Genomic DNA, 18,765 nt, shown 5'->3' on the forward strand with positions numbered 1-18,765 from the left:
GGCTGAAAAGCGCGCGGATGGTGCGTGCTCAGCGGTGCGAGCGGTCCCGGATGACCAGTGCAATGCCTCCCAGAACGGCCATGGATGTCAGCACCAGGTGCAGTGTCAGCGGTTCCCCCAGCAGCCCGATGGCGCCCAGCGCTGCCAGCACCGGAACACTCAACTGCACGGTGGCGGATTGCGTGGCACGCAGTCCAGGCAACGCCGCGTACCAGAGGGCATAACCCAGCCCGGACGCCAGGGCGCCCGACGCTATGGCCAGTCCCAGTCCCGCCAGGTCCCAATCGGCGTGACCGGGTGTGAGGGCGCTCAGGCACAAAGCCATGGGTGCCGCGCGCAGAAAATTGCCTGCGGTGGTACCGGTGGGGTCGCCCGTGCCCCGGCCCCGCAGCGAATAAATGCCCCAGGCGATCCCAGCGGTCAGCATCAGGGTTGCACCCGCCATCGGCGGCGCAGAAGCGCCGGGCAGCAACAAGGCCGCGACGCCGCCCAACGCCAGCACCAGGCCGAGCAGTTGCGTGCGGGTGAACCGCTCGCCCCGCCAGAGCCCATGGCCGATCATCGTGGCCTGCACTGCGCCAAACAGCAGCAGCGCCCCGGTGGCGGCGGGCAGGCTGAGGTAGGCATAGGAGAAACCTGCGGCATACACAAACAGCGCCAAGGCAGAAAGCCAGTTGCCGGCCTGCCAGGCCTGCTTGCGGCGCAGTGCTACCAGTAGCCACAGCGCGATTGCCCCGGAGACCAGACGGACGGTGGTGAAGGTGGCCGCGTCGATCGGCGTGTGCCGCAGCGCAGCGCGGCACAGCAGCGAATTGCCCGCAAATGCGAGCATGGCGAGCCCGGTCAGGGCGATGAGGCGCGTGGGGGACATGGCGTTCACCTGTGGGGCCGCACGGGGGGCCCATCATCGCGCATCCGGCCTGGGTCGGGGGGCGTTTCAGCCCGGCGTCTAGGCCTTTTTCAGGAATTCCGACTTCAGCAGCATGCTGCCCAGGTCCGTCTTGCAGTCCACGTTGTGGCCGTCGGCGCCATCGACCAGGCGGATGCTTTTGATCTTGGTGCCTTTCTTGAGGGTGGACGACGAGCCCTTGACCTTGAGGTCCTTCACCAGGATCACGGCGTCGCCGTCGGCCAGCGGGTTGCCATTCGCATCGCGCACGATGCCGTCGCCCGCCTCTGCGGCATCGGAGTCAGCGGCTTGCGCCGTCTGTGGCCATTCAAACGCGCAGTCGGGGCACACGTAGTTGCTGCCATCGGGGTAGGTGTTCTCCAGGCCGCATTGGGGGCAGGCAGGCACGGTGTGGGGCATGGGGTTCTTTCTGGTTGTAGTGGTGAAAAGGGCTGGCGACTGTACAGCGGCTACAGCGGCGCGCGTTGCTCCAGCGCAAATGGCGGTAGCCCTTTGAGCAGGCGCTGCCCGTAGCTGGTGCGCACCAGGCGCTTGTCGTAGCAGTACACATGGGCCTGGTCTTCTTCGGTGCGGATGGCGCGGCCCACCCATTGCGCCAGGCGGATGGCGGTGGCGGGCACCACCAGCTCGCTGAACGGGTCGCGGCCCACGGCGCGCAGCCACTCGGCGCGGGCCTCGCCCACGGGGTCGTCGGGCGGGGCAAAGGGCAGCTTGGTGATGAAGACCGACTCGCACAGCCGCCCGGGCAAATCCAGCCCCTCGCCAAACGACTGCATGCCGAAGATGACCGAGGGCTCGCCGTTGTCCACCCGTTCGCGGTGGCGGCGCAGCAGCTGCGTGCGCGGCAGCGCGTTTTGCACCAGCACCACGCTGCGCATGGCGGTGGGCAATGCGTCCACGGCCTGGCGCATCTGCTCGCGCGAGGTGAACAGCACCAGCGCACCGTATTCCACGCGGGCAATGTCGTGCAGCAGGGCATCCACCATCTCGGCGGTGAACTGTGCGGCGTTCTTGGGGTCGGCGCGGGTCTCGGCGGCAATCAGCGTGCCCTGAGCGGCGTAGTTGAAGGGGCTGGGCACTTCGAGCGTAGTGGTGGCCTCGTCGCCGTACAGGCCCGCCTCGCGCAGAAAGAAGTCGAAATTGCCGCAGCTGTTGAGCGTGGCGGACGTGAGCACCGCGCCCCGCACCGCGCTCCACAGGTGGTTGCGCAGCGTGGTGCCGGGCAGGATGGGGCTGGCGTGCGCCTTGACCACGATGAAGTCGCCATCCACCTCCAGCGTGAACCACTTGGCGGCGGGCACGGCGCCTTCGGGCGCATCCTGCAGCAGCAGTTGGGCGGTGGCGTGCAGTTCTTCCAGGCGTGGCGCGAGCATGCCGATCTGTGCGTACAGCGTGGACAGGCGCTTGGCCTCGTCGGGCTTGTCGCGCATCTCGGCGCGCAGGGCTTTGCTGATGGCGCGCAGGGCATCGAGAAAGCCCTCGGCGCTGGCGGCCAGCAGGCCCAGGGGGGCAATCAGGGGTTCGGGCAGTTCGCCCCGTGGCACGCGCACACGCGCCGGGCCCCAGGCGCTGGGCTGGCTCTTGAGTTGCGCGCCATACACGTCCATCACGATGCGGGCCAGGTCCTGCAGGGTCTGGCGCAACTGGGCCGAATGTTTGGGGATATCGGCAATCTCCTCCACTTCCAGCAGCGCGCCAATGCGCAGGCCCCGGCTGGACAGGCGCTCGATCCAGGTGATGCGCGACAGGTCCATGCTGCAGGCGAACTGGTCGAGCGCGGTTGATGGCAGGTGGTGGGCTTCGTCCAGCACCAGGAGGCAGTTGTCCAGCTCGGGCAGCACGCGCGCGCCCAGGGATGACAGCAGCAGGTCGTGGTTGGCCACGATCACCTGCGCGCCCACCAGCTCCTTGCGCTTGTCGTAGTAGGTGCACTGGCTGAAGGCCGGGCAGTGCTTGCCCGTGCATGAGGCGCCTTCGGCTGCCACGGGGCTCCACACCTCGGGCTCGGGCGGCGTATCGAGGCTGTCGCGGTCGCCGTCCCACGCGCCCTTGGCCAGGGTCTGCGCCATCGTCGAATAGAACTGCATGCGCGCCTCGGTCTCGTGCCGGGGGCGCTTGGCGCGGGCGGCGGCTTCTTCCTCGGCAAACAGGTCGTCGTCGGCTTCTTCTTCGGCCTCGCCCGTGCCCGCCAGGCGGTCGAGCTTGAGCTTGCACACATAGCGCCCCCGCCCCTTGGCCAGCGCAAACTTGAAGGGCTGGGGCATTAGCGCGGCCAGCGCGGGCAGGTCCTTGTTGACCAACTGCTCCTGCAGCGCCACGGTGGCCGTGGAGATCAGCACCCGCGTGCCGCGCGACAGCGCCAGCGCAATGGCGGGCGCGCAATACGCCAGCGACTTGCCCACGCCCGTGCCCGCCTGGATCACGGCGATGGAGCGCGTGGGCGCGGCCTCGCCGCCCTCTTCATCCACCTTGCCCAAGGTGGCCGCGCCAAAGGTGCGCGCCACCTGCTCGGCCATCAGCCGCTGGCCGGCGCGGCTGCGAAAGCCGGGGGTGGCCTGCACCACCGCATCAAACGACTGCAGGGCCTGGGCGGCCCAATCTGGGGAGGACATTGGATAAAAACGGGCTTTAGCGCTTGATAGATAAGCGCTTTAAGCTATCTATTATGTAGCATTCAGTGGGCTGGCCGGACGGGTGGGCTGGTGATTTGTACAGCATTATCCTGAAAACAATGCCGGAGCGCCTATGAAAACCCTGCCCGCAGAATTCGATGGTCAGCCCATCCGCCGTGTGTACGACGAGGGCACGGAAACCTGGTGGTTCTCTGTGATCGACGTGGTGCAGGTGCTGACGCAGCAGGCGGACTACCAGACCGCGCGCAAATACTGGAACAAGCTCAAGGAGCGCTTGGGCAAGGAGGGGAGCGAGTCGGTGACAAACTGTCACCGACTGAAGTTGCCTGCGGCAGATGGTAAAAACTACTTGACCGACGTAGCCACCGCCGAAACCCTCTTGCGCCTTGTGCAGTCCATCCCCAGCCCCAAGGCAGAACCCATCAAGCTCTGGCTGGCCAAGGTGGGCTACGAGCGCATGCAGGAGCTGGCCGACCCGGCCCTGTCATTGGACCGCGCCCGCCAGACCTGGCAGCAGCATGGCCGCAGCGACAAGTGGATCCAGCAACGCATGACCGGGCAGGAGACGCGCGACAAGCTCACCGATTACTGGAGCGAACATGGCATCCAGAAGGGCAACGAGTTCGCCATCCTCACCAACATCATTCACCAGGAATGGTCTGGCCCTGAGAAGGTGTGAACGAACCCTCCATGCCCGCTCGTCCCGCAAAAACGCACCCCATCTGCGTTGCAAATGCTCGCCATAGCCCGAGCTATGGCTGCGCTTTGCGCCTTGATGAGGCACGTTTGTGCGGCCCGCTCGGGCACGCCGGATTCATTCACACCTTCTGAGCGTGGCGCAACACAAGGAAAGGAAGGGGCTGAAAAGCCACAACCTGCGCAACCCCATGAGCGAGGCGGAGCTGATCTTTACCGCGCTGGCCGAACTCTCCACGCGCCAGATTGCCGAAAGCGCGCAGGCCACCGGGATGGCAGAGAACAAGACCGCTGCACAAGCTGGCGGCAGCATCGCCCGAGGGGCCCGCCACCAGTTGGAGAGCCGAACGGGCAAACCCGTGGTGACGGGGTCCAACTACCTGCCGCCGGATGCGGCAGCGACAACAGCCAAGGCCATCAAAGCCGTCAAGAAAAAATCGTAATCGCTATTGTTTTGATAGCTTGTGGCGCACGGTGGACAGGCGCAAGAGCTCTGCTGGACTTGAAATCCGATCCCGCCCTCACCCCCGCTCGCGCAACGCCCGCTCGATCCGATCCCGCCGCACCGTGGTCTTGGGCACCTTGAACGGGAACCAGCTGCGCACGTCTTCCTCCAGCCCGATGCCGTGCATGTAGTTGTAGATCGCCTTCTTGAGCGCGCTGCCCAGCGCGTCGTGGTCCACGCCCGTGGGGTCGATGAAGGCCACATCGTTCTTGGCGAAGTCGCCGGGCGGCAGCGGTGCCAGGGTGACGCCGTATTCCTCGGGGTTCTTGCCCACGGGTGAGTGCACGGTGCAGGCAAAGCGGTGGAAGAACCCGCTCTGGATGCAGCCGTTGGCGAACAACTGGCGCACGTATTCGAGCGCGTCCACGGTGTCCTGCACGGTCTGCGTGGGAAAGCCATACATCAGGTAGGCATGCACCAGGATGCCCGCGTCGCTGAAGGCCTTGGTCACGCGCGCCACCTGGTCCACCGACACGCCTTTTTTCATGAGCTGCAGCAGCCTGTCCGATGCAACCTCCAGCCCGCCCGAGATCGCGATGCAGCCGCTGTCGGCCATCAGCTCGGCCAGCTCGGGCGTAAAGGTTTTTTCAAACCGCACATTGCCCCACCAGCTGATGCCGGCGTTGCGCGCGATGAGTTCGGTGGAGAGCGCCTTGAGCGCCTTGGGCGGTGCAGCCTCGTCCACGAAGTGAAAGCCCGTCTGCCCCGTCTCGCGCACGATCTGCGCGATGCGGTCGGCCAGCACTCCAGCACTCGCGCCCTCATAGCGGCTGATGTAGTCCAGGCTCACGTCGCAAAAGCTGCACTTCTTCCAGTAGCAGCCGTGCGCCACGGTGAGCTTGTTCCAGCGCCCGTCGCTCCACAGGCGGTGCATGGGGTTGAGCATGTCGAGCAGCGAGAGGTAGCGGTCCAGCGGCAGGCCGTCCCAGGTGGGCGTGCCCACCTCGGCAAAGGCGATGTCGGCTTCCATCATGTTGATGTACTGCACCGCGCCGTTGTCGTCCCTAACGAAGGTGCGCACCAGCCGCTGGCGGCCGCGCTCGCCCTGCACATGCTCCAGCAGCGCCAGCAGCGGGCGCTCGCCCGCGTCCAGCGTCACGTAGTCGAAGTGGTCGAACACGCGCGGGTCGGCCAGTTCGCGCAGCTCGGTGTTCACAAAGCCACCGCCCAGCACCGTGGCGATGTGTGGGTGCCGCGCCTTGATGGCCTGCGCAATGCGGAACGCGGCGTACACCGAGCCGGGGAAGGGCACCGAGAGCAGCACCACGGTGGGCTGGTGGCGGGCGATGGCCTCGTGTGTGAGTTGCTGCAGCAGCTCGTCCACCAGCGTGGCGGGGGCGGCGAGTGCCTCGGCCAACGGATTAAAAGTCGGCTGGCTGCCCGCCAGCGATTCGGCATAACGCACAAATTCGAAGCGCTCGTCCACCGCATCGCGCAGCACATCGGCCAGGTCATTCAGGTACAGCGTGGCCAGGTGCTTGGCCTTGTCGTGCAGGCCCAGGGCGCCAAACGCCCAGCCCAGCGGGTCGCCGCCCTCGTCGTCCACATACACATCCAGCGTGGCGAAGCGCGGGCCTTCGGGCAGGTAGTTGCGGCCCGCAATGCGGTGCGCCAGCGTGCTGTCGCGCCCCTGCAGGAAGGCGATGGCCGGGCCGATGGTGGCGAGGTAGCGGTCCTGCTGTGCGGCAAAGGACTGCACGGCCGGGCTGCGTTGTTTGGCAGGCAGGGCCTGTACGCGCGCCGCCACGTCCTGCAGGCCCTCGGGCGACAGCAGCCGCAGCACCAGCGCCAGCGCCAGGTCTTCCTGGAACGCGGTGACGCCGCGCGAGCGCAGAAAGCCCGTGAGATAGGCGGTGGAGGGATAGGGCGTGTTCAGCTGCGTCATCGGCGGGATGACGGAGAGCACGCGCAGGGGGGATGGGGCGGGAGCGACGGCAGACATGGTGTGAACGGTGGGGCGATGCGGTGCCGCCGCAGGGGAAACGTGGACCCCCGATTATCCCGGCCCGGGCTTATCCCTTGCTGGCTGGTGGCTGGGGCGGCTGCGCCGCGGCGTCGGGCGTGCCCGTGAGGTAGTTGTTCTTCACCCGCACATAGTGCTCGGCCGAATACTTGAGGTAGGCGATCTCCGCATCGGTGAGCGCGCGCTGGCGCACCGCCGGGCGGCCGATGTAGAGGTGGCCGCTCTCCAGCCGCTTGCCGGGCGGCACCAGGCTGCCTGCGCCCAGCATCACGCGGTCTTCGATGATGGCGTCGTCCATCACGATGGAGCCCATGCCGATGAGGCATTCGTTGCCAATGCGGCAGCCGTGCAGGATCACCGCATGGCCGATGGTCACGTAGTCGCCAATGACGAGCGGCGAGCCTTCTGGCTTGCTCGCATTGCGGTGCGAGACATGGCCCATGGTGAGGTCCTGCACGTTGCTGCATTGGCCCACGGTGATGCGGTTCACGTCGCCGCGCAGCACGGCGTTGCACCACACCGAGCTGTCGCGGCCCAGGGTGACATCGCCAATCACCTGGGCGGAATCGTGGATGAACACGCCAGTGTCCAGCGTGGGGCGGGTGTCGAGGTAGGGAGCGATGGGCATGGGGGGGCTCGGAAGAGGAAACGAACGGTAGGCGGCGAGCGTAGTGCAATTGCCCAGGGCCCGGGCGCCACTGCGGGCCCGTGGCGGGCGATGCGGGTTCCGTCAGCGCCGTCGGGCCGGGCGCTGGGCGGGGGCCGCAGCGGCGGTGGCGGCGGTGTCCATGGCGGGCCGCACCGCGTAGAACCCCAGGAACATGTCCACCGCATCCCCCAGCACCTGCTGCTGCTCGGCGGTGGTGAGTGGCGCCTGGCCCATGGCCAGCTGGGGCCAGAAGGCAAACGACTTGACCAAACCGTGCAGCTGGTGGGCGGCGTACTGCGGGTCCACGCCCGCGCGCAGGGCACCGCCGTGCTGGGCGGCGCGGATGAAGCGCGGCAGGCCCTCTTCCTTTTCGGACAGGCGCGCCACCATGGCCTGGGCACGCTCGGGCGTGTGCATCATCTCGGCCATGGCCACGCGCGAGAGGTCGATGAAGCTTGTGTCGTTGAGCAGTTCCATCTTTTGCTCCAGCACGGCCAGCAGCTGCGCGCGCAGCGGGCGCGCCGGGTCGTAGGCCACCTCGGCCAGCGACTGGCTGCATTCCCACAGGCGCTCCAGGATGGCGCCGAACAGCTCGTCCTTGCTCGGGAAGTGGTTGTACACCGTGCGCTTAGACACTTCGGCGGCGGCCGCCACGCGGTCCATGCTGGTGCCGCTGAAGCCATGTTCGCGGAACTCGGCAATGGCGGCCAACACGATGGCGTCGCGCTTGCGATCGGTCAGGCGGGTGGGGGCGGCAGGCGCGGTCATGGGCAAAATTTTACACTGGGTAGTTTACTTTCTTGAAAAAGGAAAATAAACTACACCGTATAGTGCACTTTCTGGAAGCCCTGTGCGTCGCCTGAAAGCCCTCCGCAGCCGCCGGCCCCTGGCGGTTTTGTTGTTCACCATCGTCCTGATCGCCATGGCCCACAGCCTCTTTTCCCGCGCCGCCCAGCCGGTGGCTCCGTACGCGCAGTCGCCCCAGTTTGCTGGCGGCAAGTTCCGCAACGCCGCTCCGCGCCACAAGCCGGGCGCGCTCAAGCTGATGGAAGTGATGTGGCGCTTTGCCACCGGCAAGCCCCCAGATGCCCGGCCCCGCCAGCCCGTGCCGGTGTACGCGGTGATGCGCTCGGACCTGCTGGCCGCGCCCGACCTGAGCCTGTGGCGCTTGGGGCATTCCACCCTGCTGTTCAAGATCAACGGCCAGTTCTGGCTGACCGACCCGGTGTTCTCCGAGCGCGCCTCGCCCCTGCCGTTCATGGGCCCCAAGCGCTTTCATGCGCCGCCCATCACCATCGACGAGCTGCCGCCCATCGCCGGCGTGCTCCTGTCGCATGACCACTATGACCACCTGGACTACGCCGCCATCCAGAAGCTGGCCCCCAAGGTGGAGCACTTCATCACGCCGCTGGGCGTGGGCGACCGGCTCATCGACTGGGGCGTGCCTGCGGCCAAGGTGCAGCAGTTTGACTGGTGGCAGGGCACCACCATTGGCGGCCTGCAGCTGGTGGCCACGCCTGCGCAGCATTTCTCGGGCCGGGGGCTGTCGGACGGCAACCGCACGCTGTGGGCCTCGTGGGTGCTGATCGCGGGCGACACTCGCATCTTCTTCAGCGGCGACACGGGCTATTTCGACGGCTTCCAGGCCATTGGCGAGCGCTATGGCCCCTTTGACCTGACCTTGGTGGAAACGGGGGCCTACAACGAAGACTGGCCCGACATCCACATGCACCCCGAGCAGAGCCTGCAGGCCCACATCGACCTGCGGGGCCGGCACCTGATGCCCATCCACAACGGCACCTTCGACCTGGCGCTGCACCCCTGGACCGAGCCCTTCGAGCGCATCACCGCCCTGGCCGCCGCCGCCCAGGTGCCGCTGGTGGCACCCCTCATGGGTGAGCGCCTCGATGTGCGCGCGCCCGCGTTGTCGCGCCACTGGTGGCGCCAAGCTTCAGAGCAGGCTGCGGCCGCAGAGGGGCGTGTGCTGGCTCCGTTGCCCGAGGCTTGATAGGCGGGGCACTGATGCGCTGATGCGTGGCTACCGCGCCGCCCGCACCAGCTCACCCACCACGCGCGCCGCAGCGAGGATCTCGGCATCGCCATACCCTGCATACCCCAGCAGCCAGCCCCTGCGCGTGGATTGCATCGCATAGCGCGACAGCGGCGCCAGCATCACCCCGGCCGTCAGTGCCTTGCGGCTCAGGGTCTCGTCGTCGCTGCCCGGCGCGGCTTCGTGCAGCAGGTGCATGCCCCGGTCGCTGGGCGCCAGCTGCAGGGCGCCGTGGCTGGTGTCCGCCAGCGCGTCGATCAGGATGCGCTGGCGCTCTTGGTACAGCTCGCGCATCTGCCGCAGGTGGCGCAGCAGGTGGCCTTCGGCAATGAAGCGCGCCAGCACCGCCTGGGCGTCGCCCGGTGCGTGCCGGTCGGTGATCGCGCGGGCCATGGCAAAGGCCTCCACCAGCGCGGGCGGCACGATCACGAAGCCCAGGCGCAGGCCGGGGTGCAGGGTCTTGCTGAAGGTGCCCACATACAGCACCCGCTCCGAGCCCGGCAGGCTGCACAAGGCGGGCACGCGCTGGGCCGCGCTGCCGTACTGGAATTCGCCGTCGTAGTCGTCCTCCACCACCCAGGCGTCGTGCGCGCGCGCCCACTGCAGCAGCGCCTGCCGCCGTGCGAGGCCCATGCACACGCCCGTGGGGAACTGGTGTGTGGGCGTGACCACGGCCATGCGCGCGCCGGGCCATTGCGCGGCGCCTTGTTCGATGCACAGGCCCTGCGCATCCAGCGCCACGGGCCGGGCCTGCGCGCCATGGGCCAGCAGGCTGGCGCGGATGCCGGGGTAGCCCGGGTCTTCCACCAGCACCTCGTCGCCCGCGTCCAGCAGCAGCCGCGCGATCAGGTCAATGCCCTGCTGCGAACCCGAGCACACCACCACCTGCGCCGCGTCGCAGCGGATGCCGCGCGAGGCCCACAGCCACAGCGCGATGGCCTGGCGCAGGTCGGGGTCGCCCGCTGGGTCCAGGTACTGCGCGCGGGCGCTGCGCTGGGCGGGGCTGGCCTGGCGCGCGAGGCGGTCCCACAGCGCGAACGGAAAGCGGTCCACCTCGGGCGCGCCAATGCGGAATGCCCGCGCCGCCACGTGGGGTGGGCGCCAGCGCGCGGCCGTCTCGGCAATGAGCTGCCCGCGCCGCGAGAGCCCGCGCGGCGGTGCCACCAGCCCCTGCAGAGGGGGTGTGCCTGCGGCCTGCGACACATAGGTGCCGTCGCCCACGCGCGCCTCCACATAGCCTTCGGCCTGCAGGCGCTGCACGGCCCACAGCACCGTGTTGCGCGACACGCCCAGGCTGGCCGCATGTTCGCGCGAGGGCGGCAGGCGCGTGCCCGCTGGCAGGCGGCCCTGTTCAATGGCGCTGCGCAGCTGCTCGTACACCTGCTGGCGCAGCAGGCCGGGCTGGCCGCCGGGGGCATTGGCTCTGGCAACGGGCATGAATTGGCTCCTTCAATGCGGTTACACGGTCATAAACTGAAGAACCATTGTAGAAAGACCCCGCCCATGGCCGAGCACCTCGCCACCATCACCTGGACCCGTGGCAACGACGATTTTTTGGACAAGCGCTACCACCGCGCGCACCGCTGGCAGTTCGATGGCGGCGCCGTGGTGCCCGGCTCGTCCTCGCCGCATGTGGTGCCGCTGCCCTACTCCGACGCCGCCGCCGTGGACCCCGAGGAGGCCTATGTGGCCGCCCTGTCGAGCTGCCACATGCTGTGGTTCCTGGACTTCGCCTGCCGTGCGGGCTGGCGCGTGAACAGCTACACCGACGCCGCCGTGGGCACCATGGCCAAGGATGCTGAGGGCCGCCTGGTGGTGTCGCATGTGCAGTTGCGCCCCGTCACGCGCTTTGACGCGGCCCACGCGCCCACCGCCGCCCAGTTGGACGACCTGCACCACCGCGCCCATGCATCGTGTTTTCTGGCCAATTCGGTCAAGACGCAGATCGACTGCGCGCCCGTGCTCGAAGTGGAAGGCGCCTGACCATGGCCAACGCCAACCGGCAGTTCCATGTCACCGATGCCGCCACGCTGCACGCGCTGGTGCACGCGCAGCCACTGGCCACGCTGGTGGTCGCGCACGCAGGTGCGCAACACGTCAACCACATCCCGCTGTACCTCGACCCGGACCGTGGCCCGCATGGCACGCTGATCGGCCATGTGGCGCGCGCCAACGGCCTGTGGCCGCTGCTGCCGCAGCAAGGGGTGGCGGTGTTCCACGGCCCGCAGGCCTATGTGTCGCCCAGCTGGTACCCGTCCAAGGCGCTCGACGGCAAGCAGGTGCCCACCTGGAACTACGCCGCCGTGCACGCCCATGGCCGCTTGAACGCGGTGGACGACCCGGTGCGCCTGCGCGCCATCCTGCACACCCTGAGCGAGCGGCACGAAGCCCATCGCCCCGACCCCTGGCGCATCGACGATGCGCCGCCCGACTACATCGACAAACTGCTGCGCGCCATCGTGGGCATCGAGCTGGCGGTGGAGCGCTGGGAGGGCATCTGGAAAGTGAGCCAGAACCGCACCGACACCGACCGCATGGGCGTGGTGCAGGGCCTGATGGCCGAGGGAACGCCCGCGGCCCAGGACATGGCGGGGCTGGTGCAGGGTGGGCTGATGGCCTAGCAGGATGCAAGGAGAATGCTATTAAATAAATAGCTGTTAGCGCTTGGTGGAAGCGCGCAAGCGGCCTTTTTTTTTGCAGACTCTCCCTCCGCGGTCACTCATCCCTCCAGCATCTCCACCAGCAGCGCCGCCACGGGCCCGGCCACGGCGGGGTGTGCGGCCAGCGCGTGCACGGCCAGGTCCACGGTGCTTTGCGCCACCGCGTCCGTCAGCACCAGCACCTGCGGGCCCGCGCCAGCGGACGCGGTTTTTTCGCAGGCCAGCTCCACACGCAGCACCGGCACCTGCTGCGCCGCCAGCCAGGCGCCCACGGCCTCGATCTGCTGGGCTTGGTGCACGGGCACACGCAGGTAGTGGCGCGTGTGCACGGCGGCGCGGGGCAATACGGCCAGGCCTTCGTTGACGGCATGGGCGTGAAACCCCAGGTGGGGCACACGCTGCGCGGCGTGGGTGCCCTGCAGCCGCGCCACGTCCACCAGGTCGGCAATCACGGCCGACGCGGTCTGCTCCGACCCCGCACCCGCGCCGTAGTACATCGTCACGCCCGACGCATCGCCTTTGACCATCACGGCGTTCATCGACCCGTTCACATGCGCCAGCAAATGCGTGGCGGGCACCAGCGCGGGCTGCACGCGCAGCTCCACCCCTTCGGCGTCACCGTCCTTGCGCCGCTTGGCCACGCCCAGCAGCTTGATGCGAAAGCCCAGCTGCTCGGCGCAGGCCACGTCCAGGCCCTGCAGTGCGGTGATGCCTTCCACCTGCGCATCGGCAAACCGCACCGGCATGCCAAACGCATTGGCCGCCAGCAGCGAGATCTTGTGCGCGGCGTCAATGCCCTCGATGTCAAACGTTGGGTCGGCCTCGGCATAGCCCAGCGCCTGGGCCTGCGCCAGCGCTTCGGCAAAGCCCACGCCTTCATCGCGCATCTTGCTCAGGATGAAGTTGGTGGTGCCGTTGATGATGCCCGCCACCCACTCGATGCGGTTGGCCGTGAGGCCTTCGCGCAGCGCCTTCACGATGGGGATGCTCACCGCCACCGCGCCTTCATAGGCCACTGCCACACCGTGCTGGCGCGCGGCGGCAAAAATTTCGTTGCCATGTTCGGCCAGCAGCGCCTTGTTGGCTGTGACCACATGCTTGCCCGCGCGGATGGCGGCCAGCACCCAGTCGCGCGCGGGGCCGGTGCCGCCGGCGGCCTCCACCAGCACATCCACGTCGGGGTGCGTGGCCACCTGCATCGGGTCATTGGTCAGGGCCACGTCCTTGCCCACCACACCCATGGCGCGGGCCAGGCTGCGGGCGCAGACCACCACCATCTTGATGCCCCGCCCCGCGCGGCCCGCGATCTCGGCCTGGTTGCGCGCCAGCACGCGGAAGGTGCCTGCGCCCACGGTGCCAATGCCAATCATGCCCACGCGCAGGGGGCGCATGGCCGCAGTGGACGACGGCGACGACGGGGCTTCAAGGGACTGGACGGGATCGCGGTACATGGACTTCTCCGGCTAACGAACGAACAAACAAAAAAACCCAGCTGCCAGAGCTGGGTTTCGTGCATTCGTCTTGGGGGAGAAGAGAGCGATCACCAGGTGGCTGCCGAAACGGCCACCTGCGCGTGCTCAGGTGGCCGCGGCGGTAATGGTGGTAATCATTCGTGCACCCAGTGCCCGCTGTTCACCATGGGCCCGCGTGGACGCGGACGGCATCATGCCCATGCCTTGGAAGGCAGCGGCGTGTGCGGTGAAGGGGACGGAGGTGTACGACATGAAGGGCGCAGTGTACCGGATGGGGGCGGGGAGGCGTCAAGGGCCCTGCACCCGTGGTGTTGGATCGTTGATCCATTCCATGCCAACTCCTGTCGTTCGGGCTGAGCTTGCCTGTCCTGAGCTTTGTCGATGGGTCGAAGCCTTGCGCCGCGCTTCGACAAGCTCAGCGTGGGCGGACAGGGATTGATGGAAGGTCTTCAGTCACCGCACCTGCAGCAACCCGCACCATGCGGATCGCATCGAACGGGCAGCGCACCGCGCACAGCGCACACCCCGTGCAGCCCGGCGCATCGTGCAGCGTGGAGCACTTGGGGCCCCAGGGCCCCGTGCCTTGCACCTGCAGCGACAGCACATGGGGCGGACACACCGCCACGCACCAGCCGCAGCCGGTGCAGCGCTGGGGGGCGATGGCGGGCAGGGCCTGGGGGGCGCGGGGGGTCATGGGAGTCGTCTTTGTGGGCTGTGTGCCGTTGCGGGCCGGGCCCTGCAAGGTACAGTGCCGCCATGAACGCCCCACCCGACACCGCCACCACCCGCCACCTTCTCATCACCGGCCAGGTGCAGGGCGTGGGCTACCGCTGGTCCATGGTGCAGGCCGCCGAGCGCCTGGGGGTGTCGGGCTGGGTGCGCAACCGCCAGGATGGCCGCGTGGAGGCCTGCGCCTGGGGCTCGGAGCAGGCCGTGCTGGCCCTTATCGACTGGGCGCACCAGGGCCCAGAGCAGGCGCGCGTGGACCGCGTGGTGGTGGGCAACGTGCCCGATGGTGGCGCAGCCCCGCAGGGCTTTGTGCAGCGCGAAACGGTGTAGTGCAGGGGGCTGTGGCGGGTGGGCAGGCGCGGCCCCAAGCCGCCGTGCTCAGCAGGCGTTGGCCGGTGCCGCCCCTGGCAGCTCCACCTGCGCCTCCAGCCCCTGGCCGCCATCCCTGCGCGGCCCCAGCACCAGCCGGCCACCCAGGGCCTGGGCCAGTTCGCTCGCAATGGCCAGGCCCAGGCCCGTGCCACCGGTGCCCCGGTTGCGCGAGTCTTCCAGCCGCACATAGGGCTGCAGCACGGCGGTGAGGTCGGCGGGGGGGATGCCCGGGCCGTGGTCCAGCACACGCACCAGCCACTGGCCCGGCACGCCCGCTTCCAGCGTCAGCTCGGCGGCCCCCGCAAACTTGAGCGCGTTGTCCACCAGGTTGCACAGCAGGCGGCGCAGGGCCTGGGGGCGGGTGTCACAGGTCCCATCCACCGCCTGCAGCACCTGCACCGGCAGGCCCGCGTCGGCGTAGTCGCGCGCAAGGCTCTCCACCAGCGCGCGCAGGTCCACGCGCTGCGGGGGCTCGCGCACGGCCTGCGATGAGCGCGCGTAGGCAATGCCCTCTTCCACCAGCGACTGCATTTCGGCCAGGTCGGCGTGCAGCTTGCCCTGCAGCACGGTGTCGTCCAGCAGATCAGCGCGCAGGCGCAGCCGGGTGATGGGTGTTTGCAGGTCGTGCGAGACGGCGGCGAGGATCTGCATGCGCTCGTGCAGGTGCGCCTGGATGCGCTGCTGCATGCGGTTAAAGGCCTGGGCGGCGCGCTCCACCTCGCGCGGGCCGTCTTCGGCCAGGGGCACGGCGGGGCGGTCGGCGCCCAGTGCATCGGCCGCATCGGCCAGCGTGCTCAGAGGCCGCGTGGCTGCGCGCACGGCCCAGGCGCACAGGCCCACCAGCAGCGCCAGCTGCAGTGCCAGCGCGCCCAGCACCCAGGGCGATATCTGCAGCCGGGGCTCGTCCATGTCCACGGCCAGCGGCGTGCCGTCGGCCAGGCGCAGCTGCAGCCGCAGTTCAGTGCCGGGCACGTGGGGGTCGATCACCTGCACCGGCTGACCTGCGGGCAGCGTCGCCCTTACCGCACTGGCAACGAGGAGCGCAAGCTGCGAGGGATCTTCGGGGGCATGGAGCGGTTCGGCCAGCGCAAAGCGGTAGTTGCGGCGCGCCAGCCGCTCCACCCACTGCGCGCGTTCGGTGGCGGGCAGGCGCTCCAGTATGGCCACCGAGCTGGCCACATCGCTGGCGAAATACGACACCATGGCCCGCCGCATGGTCATGCTGCGCTCGGTGAACGCGAGCACAAACGTCAGCGCATGCGCCAACGCCAGGCCCAGCGCCATCACCAGCAGAATGCGCCCGAACAGCGAGCGCGGCCACCCGCGCAGCGTCATGGCGCAGTCTCTGGGGGGGCTGATGCCGCCTGTACGCCGACGCAGAACACATAGCCTTCGTTGCGCACGGTCTTGATGTAGCGCGAGCCGCGCGCGCCATCGCCCAGCCGCTGGCGCACACGGCTCACCAGCAGGTCGATGGAGCGGTCGAACACATCGGCATCGCGCCCCTGTGTGAGCTGCAGCAGCTGGTCGCGTGTGAGGATGCGCTGCGGGTGGTCCAGCAGCACACGCAGCAGGCGGTATTCGGCGCCCGACAGCGCCACCACCGCGCCCGTGGCATCGAGCAGGTGGCGCGCCGTGGTGTCCAGCCGCCAGTCCCCAAACGTGAGGTGGCGCGCGGGTTCGGCCTTGGCCAGGTTGGGCGGCAGCATGCGTGTGCGCCGCAGCACCGCGTGGATGCGCGCCAGCAGCTCGCGCGCGGCGAAGGGCTTGGTCAGGTAGTCGTCCGCACCCAGCTCCAGGCCCAGGATGCGGTCCGCCTCGTCGCTGCGTGCGGTGAGCATGATGATGGGCAGCGGTGGGGCGCCCGGGCTGCGCAGCTCGCGGCACAGGGCGATGCCGTCGGTGCCGGGCAGCATCAGGTCCAGCACCAGCAGGTCGATGCGCTGCGTGGCCAGCACCTCGCGCATCTGCCGCCCGTCGGCGGCCACGCTCACCTGCAGGCCCTGGCGCTGCAGGTACTCGGCGGCCAGCTCGCGGATGCCGGCGTCGTCATCGACGATCAGGATGTGGTCGGGCGGGGGCGGCGTCGTCATGGCGGCCATTGTCCGGGCTTTGGTGGTGCTGCGGTACGGGCTGGATTGGCAGATATGTATCTCAACTTGTCTGCCCGGTGCATCGACAAGCGCGCATACCAAAAGCCCCTGGCCAGACAAATCGCCGATACCTGCGCTGGCTTCAATGCGGTCTTCCTGAACTTCACGAGGACCTTGCCATGAAACCATCCATCGCCGTGACCGCCCTGCTGACCCTGGGCCTGGCGCAGGCAGTCAGCGCGCAAGAGGCTGCGGCAGCGCCCCCAGCCGCTGTGGCGCTTGCGCCGGGTGCCGCCCACCCCAAGGCCCCCCTGGGCCGCTGGATCACCGAGAGCGGCAATCTGGAAGTGAACATCGCCCCCTGCAACCCCGCTGGCGGCAACGCCCTGTGCGGCAAGGTGGTGCGCGTGCTGGCCAACCGCTCCATGAGCGCGCCGGGCGCCGACATGGCGGCGGCCGACGCGCGGCCTGCGCTGGGCATGACCCTGCTGTCGGGCCTGCGCCCGGCGGAGGGCGGCAGCAGCGAGTACCAGGGCGAAATCTACAACCGCGAGAACGTCAAGACCTACCGCGTCAACCTGACGCCGGCCGAGCCGGAACAACTGCTGGTGCACGCGTACGTGGGCATTCCGCTGTTCGGCAAGACCCAGGTGTGGCGCCGTCCGGCGGCCGAGCAGGGGAGCGGGCAATGACGATGGCCACCACCTCGCCATGGCTGGCCGTGGCCGCCGGCATGCTCACAGTGGGGGCGCCCTGCGTGTTGCCCATGCTGCCGGTGGTGCTGGGGGCCTCGGTGGGCGGCGCCGACTCAGCGCAGCGCACCCGCCCGCTGTTCATTGCGCTGGGCTTTGCGCTGTCGTTCGCGGCCGTGGCGCTGCTGTTCAGCAGCTTCACGCAGGTGCTGGGTGTGTCGCAAGAAGGCCTGCGCCGGTTTGCCGCCGTGATGCTGCTGGTGTTTGGCGTGCTCACGGTGTGGCCCCGGCCGTTCCAGTGGCTCAGCCTGTATGCGGGCGGCGTGCTCAGCCGCCTGGCCAGCCTGGGCATGGGCAGCGGGGGCGGCAACTGGGGCGGGTTGCTGCTGGGCCTGAGTTTGGGCGCCGTCTGGACACCCTGCGCCGGGCCGGTGCTCGCATCCATCCTCACCCTCATCGCCACTGAACCTGCGGGTGTGGGCACCGCCGTGCTGCTGCTCGCGTATTCCACCGGCGCGGCGCTGCCCATGCTGGCCATTGCCTACGGCGGCCAGGCCGCTGCCAGCCATGTGCGCCGCATTGCCCGCCACGCGCACTGCGTGCAGCAGGTGTTTGGCGTGGTGGTCATCGCCGTGGCGCTGGCCATGCTGTGGGAGGTGGATGGGCAGATCACCGCCTGGCTTACGCAGTTCTACCCCTCGGGCTGGGGCGGCCTGTAACCCATCACCCCCATCACCGATTTCAGGGAGTTCTCACCATGGCATCGCACCCCTCTTCATTCCTCGTTGCGGAGCGCCGCGCATTTCTGGCGTCGCTGGCCGCTGTATTGGCGGCGCCTGGTTTGGCCAGCGCCGCAGGCCCCACCAGCCCCGCCGCTGCATTGCCCGACTTGGGCGCTGCGCCCGAGTTCACCGGCATCGAGCGCTGGCTCAACTCCGAACCCCTGAGCCTGGCCCAGCTGCGTGGCCGCGTGGTGCTGGTGGATTTCTGGACGTACGCCTGCATCAACTGCATCCGCACCCTGCCCCATGTGAACCGCTGGGCCGAGCGCTACACGCCCCAGGGGCTCACCGTGGTGGGCGTGCACACGCCCGAGTTTCCGTTCGAGCGCCCGACCGCCAACGTGGAAGCCGCCATGCGCCGCCATGGCGTGAAGCACCCCGTGGCGCAGGACAACCGCTACGGCACCTGGAAGGCCTACAGCAACCAGTACTGGCCCGCCACCTACCTCATCGATGCGCAAGGCCGCATTCGCTACAAGCACTTTGGCGAAGGCGAGTACGAGCGCACCGAGGGCGTGATCCGCACGCTGCTGGCAGCCCGAGGCTGAGTCACCCAGCC

General features: G+C 68.6%; 20 protein-coding genes. 9 read left to right on the forward strand and 11 right to left on the reverse strand.

What is annotated here, in order from left to right; translation table 11 throughout:
- Window positions 1–28: 28 nt before the first annotated feature.
- From DBV10_RS00865 to dinG, 3 genes are all read right to left on the reverse strand, one after another.
- Complete coding sequence (locus tag DBV10_RS00865) at window positions 29–871, reverse strand: DMT family transporter (protein WP_124509674.1); 843 nt, start codon at window positions 869–871, stop codon at window positions 29–31.
- 78 nt (window positions 872–949) lie between these two features.
- Window positions 950–1,309 (reverse strand): zinc ribbon domain-containing protein YjdM, encoded by a 360-nt coding sequence (locus tag DBV10_RS00870; protein WP_124509676.1) that lies wholly within the window; start codon window positions 1,307–1,309, stop codon window positions 950–952.
- Between the two features lie 50 nt (window positions 1,310–1,359).
- Entirely contained in the window at window positions 1,360–3,522 is a 2,163-nt protein-coding gene (gene dinG / locus DBV10_RS00875) for an ATP-dependent DNA helicase DinG (protein ID WP_124509678.1), read from the reverse strand.
- Window positions 3,523–3,655: 133 nt separating this feature from the next.
- On the opposite strand from dinG, the gene DBV10_RS00880 reads away from it, so the two are divergent.
- Window positions 3,656–4,222, forward strand: coding sequence for a Bro-N domain-containing protein (locus tag DBV10_RS00880; RefSeq protein ID WP_233589754.1), 567 nt, complete (start codon window positions 3,656–3,658; stop codon window positions 4,220–4,222).
- 208 nt (window positions 4,223–4,430) lie between these two features.
- Window positions 4,431–4,682: a hypothetical protein gene (locus DBV10_RS00885; RefSeq protein WP_199740013.1), complete on the forward strand. Its 252-nt coding sequence runs from the start codon at window positions 4,431–4,433 to the stop codon at window positions 4,680–4,682.
- Between the two features lie 78 nt (window positions 4,683–4,760).
- On the opposite strand, the gene DBV10_RS00890 is transcribed toward DBV10_RS00885, so the two are convergent.
- From DBV10_RS00890 to DBV10_RS00900, 3 genes are all read right to left on the reverse strand, one after another.
- On the reverse strand, window positions 4,761–6,629 hold the full coding sequence (locus tag DBV10_RS00890; protein ID WP_124509781.1) for a radical SAM protein: 1,869 nt from the start codon (window positions 6,627–6,629) through the stop codon (window positions 4,761–4,763).
- 127 nt (window positions 6,630–6,756) lie between these two features.
- Window positions 6,757–7,335, reverse strand: coding sequence for a gamma carbonic anhydrase family protein (locus DBV10_RS00895; protein WP_124509680.1), 579 nt, complete (start codon window positions 7,333–7,335; stop codon window positions 6,757–6,759).
- Between the two features lie 102 nt (window positions 7,336–7,437).
- Window positions 7,438–8,124, reverse strand: coding sequence for a TetR/AcrR family transcriptional regulator (locus DBV10_RS00900; RefSeq protein WP_124509682.1), 687 nt, complete (start codon window positions 8,122–8,124; stop codon window positions 7,438–7,440).
- 154 nt (window positions 8,125–8,278) lie between these two features.
- Here DBV10_RS00900 and DBV10_RS00905 point away from each other — a divergent pair, with 154 nt between their 5' ends.
- Window positions 8,279–9,364: an MBL fold metallo-hydrolase gene (locus tag DBV10_RS00905; RefSeq protein WP_124509684.1), complete on the forward strand. Its 1,086-nt coding sequence runs from the start codon at window positions 8,279–8,281 to the stop codon at window positions 9,362–9,364.
- 30 nt (window positions 9,365–9,394) lie between these two features.
- Here DBV10_RS00905 and DBV10_RS00910 read toward each other — a convergent pair whose 3' ends face one another.
- Entirely contained in the window at window positions 9,395–10,843 is a 1,449-nt protein-coding gene (locus tag DBV10_RS00910; RefSeq protein ID WP_124509686.1) for a PLP-dependent aminotransferase family protein, read from the reverse strand.
- Between the two features lie 66 nt (window positions 10,844–10,909).
- Here DBV10_RS00910 and DBV10_RS00915 point away from each other — a divergent pair, with 66 nt between their 5' ends.
- Both DBV10_RS00915 and DBV10_RS00920 read left to right on the forward strand, forming a co-directional pair.
- Entirely contained in the window at window positions 10,910–11,389 is a 480-nt protein-coding gene (locus tag DBV10_RS00915) for an OsmC family protein (protein ID WP_124509688.1), read from the forward strand.
- A 2-nt stretch (window positions 11,390–11,391) separates the two neighbouring features.
- On the forward strand, window positions 11,392–12,027 hold the full coding sequence (locus DBV10_RS00920) for an FMN-binding negative transcriptional regulator (RefSeq protein ID WP_124509690.1): 636 nt from the start codon (window positions 11,392–11,394) through the stop codon (window positions 12,025–12,027).
- A gap of 98 nt (window positions 12,028–12,125) precedes the next feature.
- On the opposite strand, the gene DBV10_RS00925 is transcribed toward DBV10_RS00920, so the two are convergent.
- Together DBV10_RS00925 and DBV10_RS00930 are read right to left on the reverse strand one after the other, a co-directional pair.
- Entirely contained in the window at window positions 12,126–13,517 is a 1,392-nt protein-coding gene (locus DBV10_RS00925; protein ID WP_124509692.1) for a homoserine dehydrogenase, read from the reverse strand.
- A gap of 436 nt (window positions 13,518–13,953) precedes the next feature.
- Window positions 13,954–14,232, reverse strand: a complete 279-nt coding sequence (locus tag DBV10_RS00930) for an ATP-binding protein (RefSeq protein WP_124509694.1) — start codon at window positions 14,230–14,232, stop codon at window positions 13,954–13,956.
- Between the two features lie 62 nt (window positions 14,233–14,294).
- Between DBV10_RS00930 and DBV10_RS00935 the strand changes: the two genes are divergently transcribed.
- On the forward strand, window positions 14,295–14,597 hold the full coding sequence (locus DBV10_RS00935; RefSeq protein WP_124509696.1) for an acylphosphatase: 303 nt from the start codon (window positions 14,295–14,297) through the stop codon (window positions 14,595–14,597).
- 48 nt (window positions 14,598–14,645) lie between these two features.
- Here DBV10_RS00935 and DBV10_RS00940 read toward each other — a convergent pair whose 3' ends face one another.
- Together DBV10_RS00940 and DBV10_RS00945 are read right to left on the reverse strand one after the other, a co-directional pair.
- Entirely contained in the window at window positions 14,646–15,974 is a 1,329-nt protein-coding gene (locus DBV10_RS00940) for an ATP-binding protein (protein ID WP_124509698.1), read from the reverse strand.
- Window positions 15,971–16,732, reverse strand: coding sequence for a response regulator (locus tag DBV10_RS00945; RefSeq protein WP_124509700.1), 762 nt, complete (start codon window positions 16,730–16,732; stop codon window positions 15,971–15,973). The genes DBV10_RS00940 and DBV10_RS00945 overlap by 4 nt, the downstream gene beginning before the upstream one ends.
- Window positions 16,733–16,911: 179 nt before the next feature.
- Between DBV10_RS00945 and DBV10_RS00950 the strand changes: the two genes are divergently transcribed.
- Genes DBV10_RS00950 through DBV10_RS00960 form a run of 3 tightly spaced genes read left to right on the forward strand, consistent with a single transcriptional unit; the run spans window position 16,912 to window position 18,754 of the window.
- The gene (locus DBV10_RS00950; RefSeq protein ID WP_124509702.1) at window positions 16,912–17,424 is read left to right on the forward strand and encodes a DUF2147 domain-containing protein; all 513 of its coding nucleotides are present in this window, start codon (window positions 16,912–16,914) and stop codon (window positions 17,422–17,424) included.
- Window positions 17,421–18,143, forward strand: coding sequence for a cytochrome c biogenesis CcdA family protein (locus DBV10_RS00955; protein ID WP_124509704.1), 723 nt, complete (start codon window positions 17,421–17,423; stop codon window positions 18,141–18,143). The genes DBV10_RS00950 and DBV10_RS00955 overlap by 4 nt, the downstream gene beginning before the upstream one ends.
- Before the next feature lie 38 nt (window positions 18,144–18,181).
- Window positions 18,182–18,754 (forward strand): thioredoxin family protein, encoded by a 573-nt coding sequence (locus tag DBV10_RS00960; RefSeq protein ID WP_124509706.1) that lies wholly within the window; start codon window positions 18,182–18,184, stop codon window positions 18,752–18,754.
- Window positions 18,755–18,765: the final 11 nt, after the last annotated feature.

Source organism: Acidovorax sp. FJL06, assembly GCF_003852545.1.
Classification (GTDB): Bacteria; Pseudomonadota; Gammaproteobacteria; order Burkholderiales; family Burkholderiaceae_C; genus Acidovorax.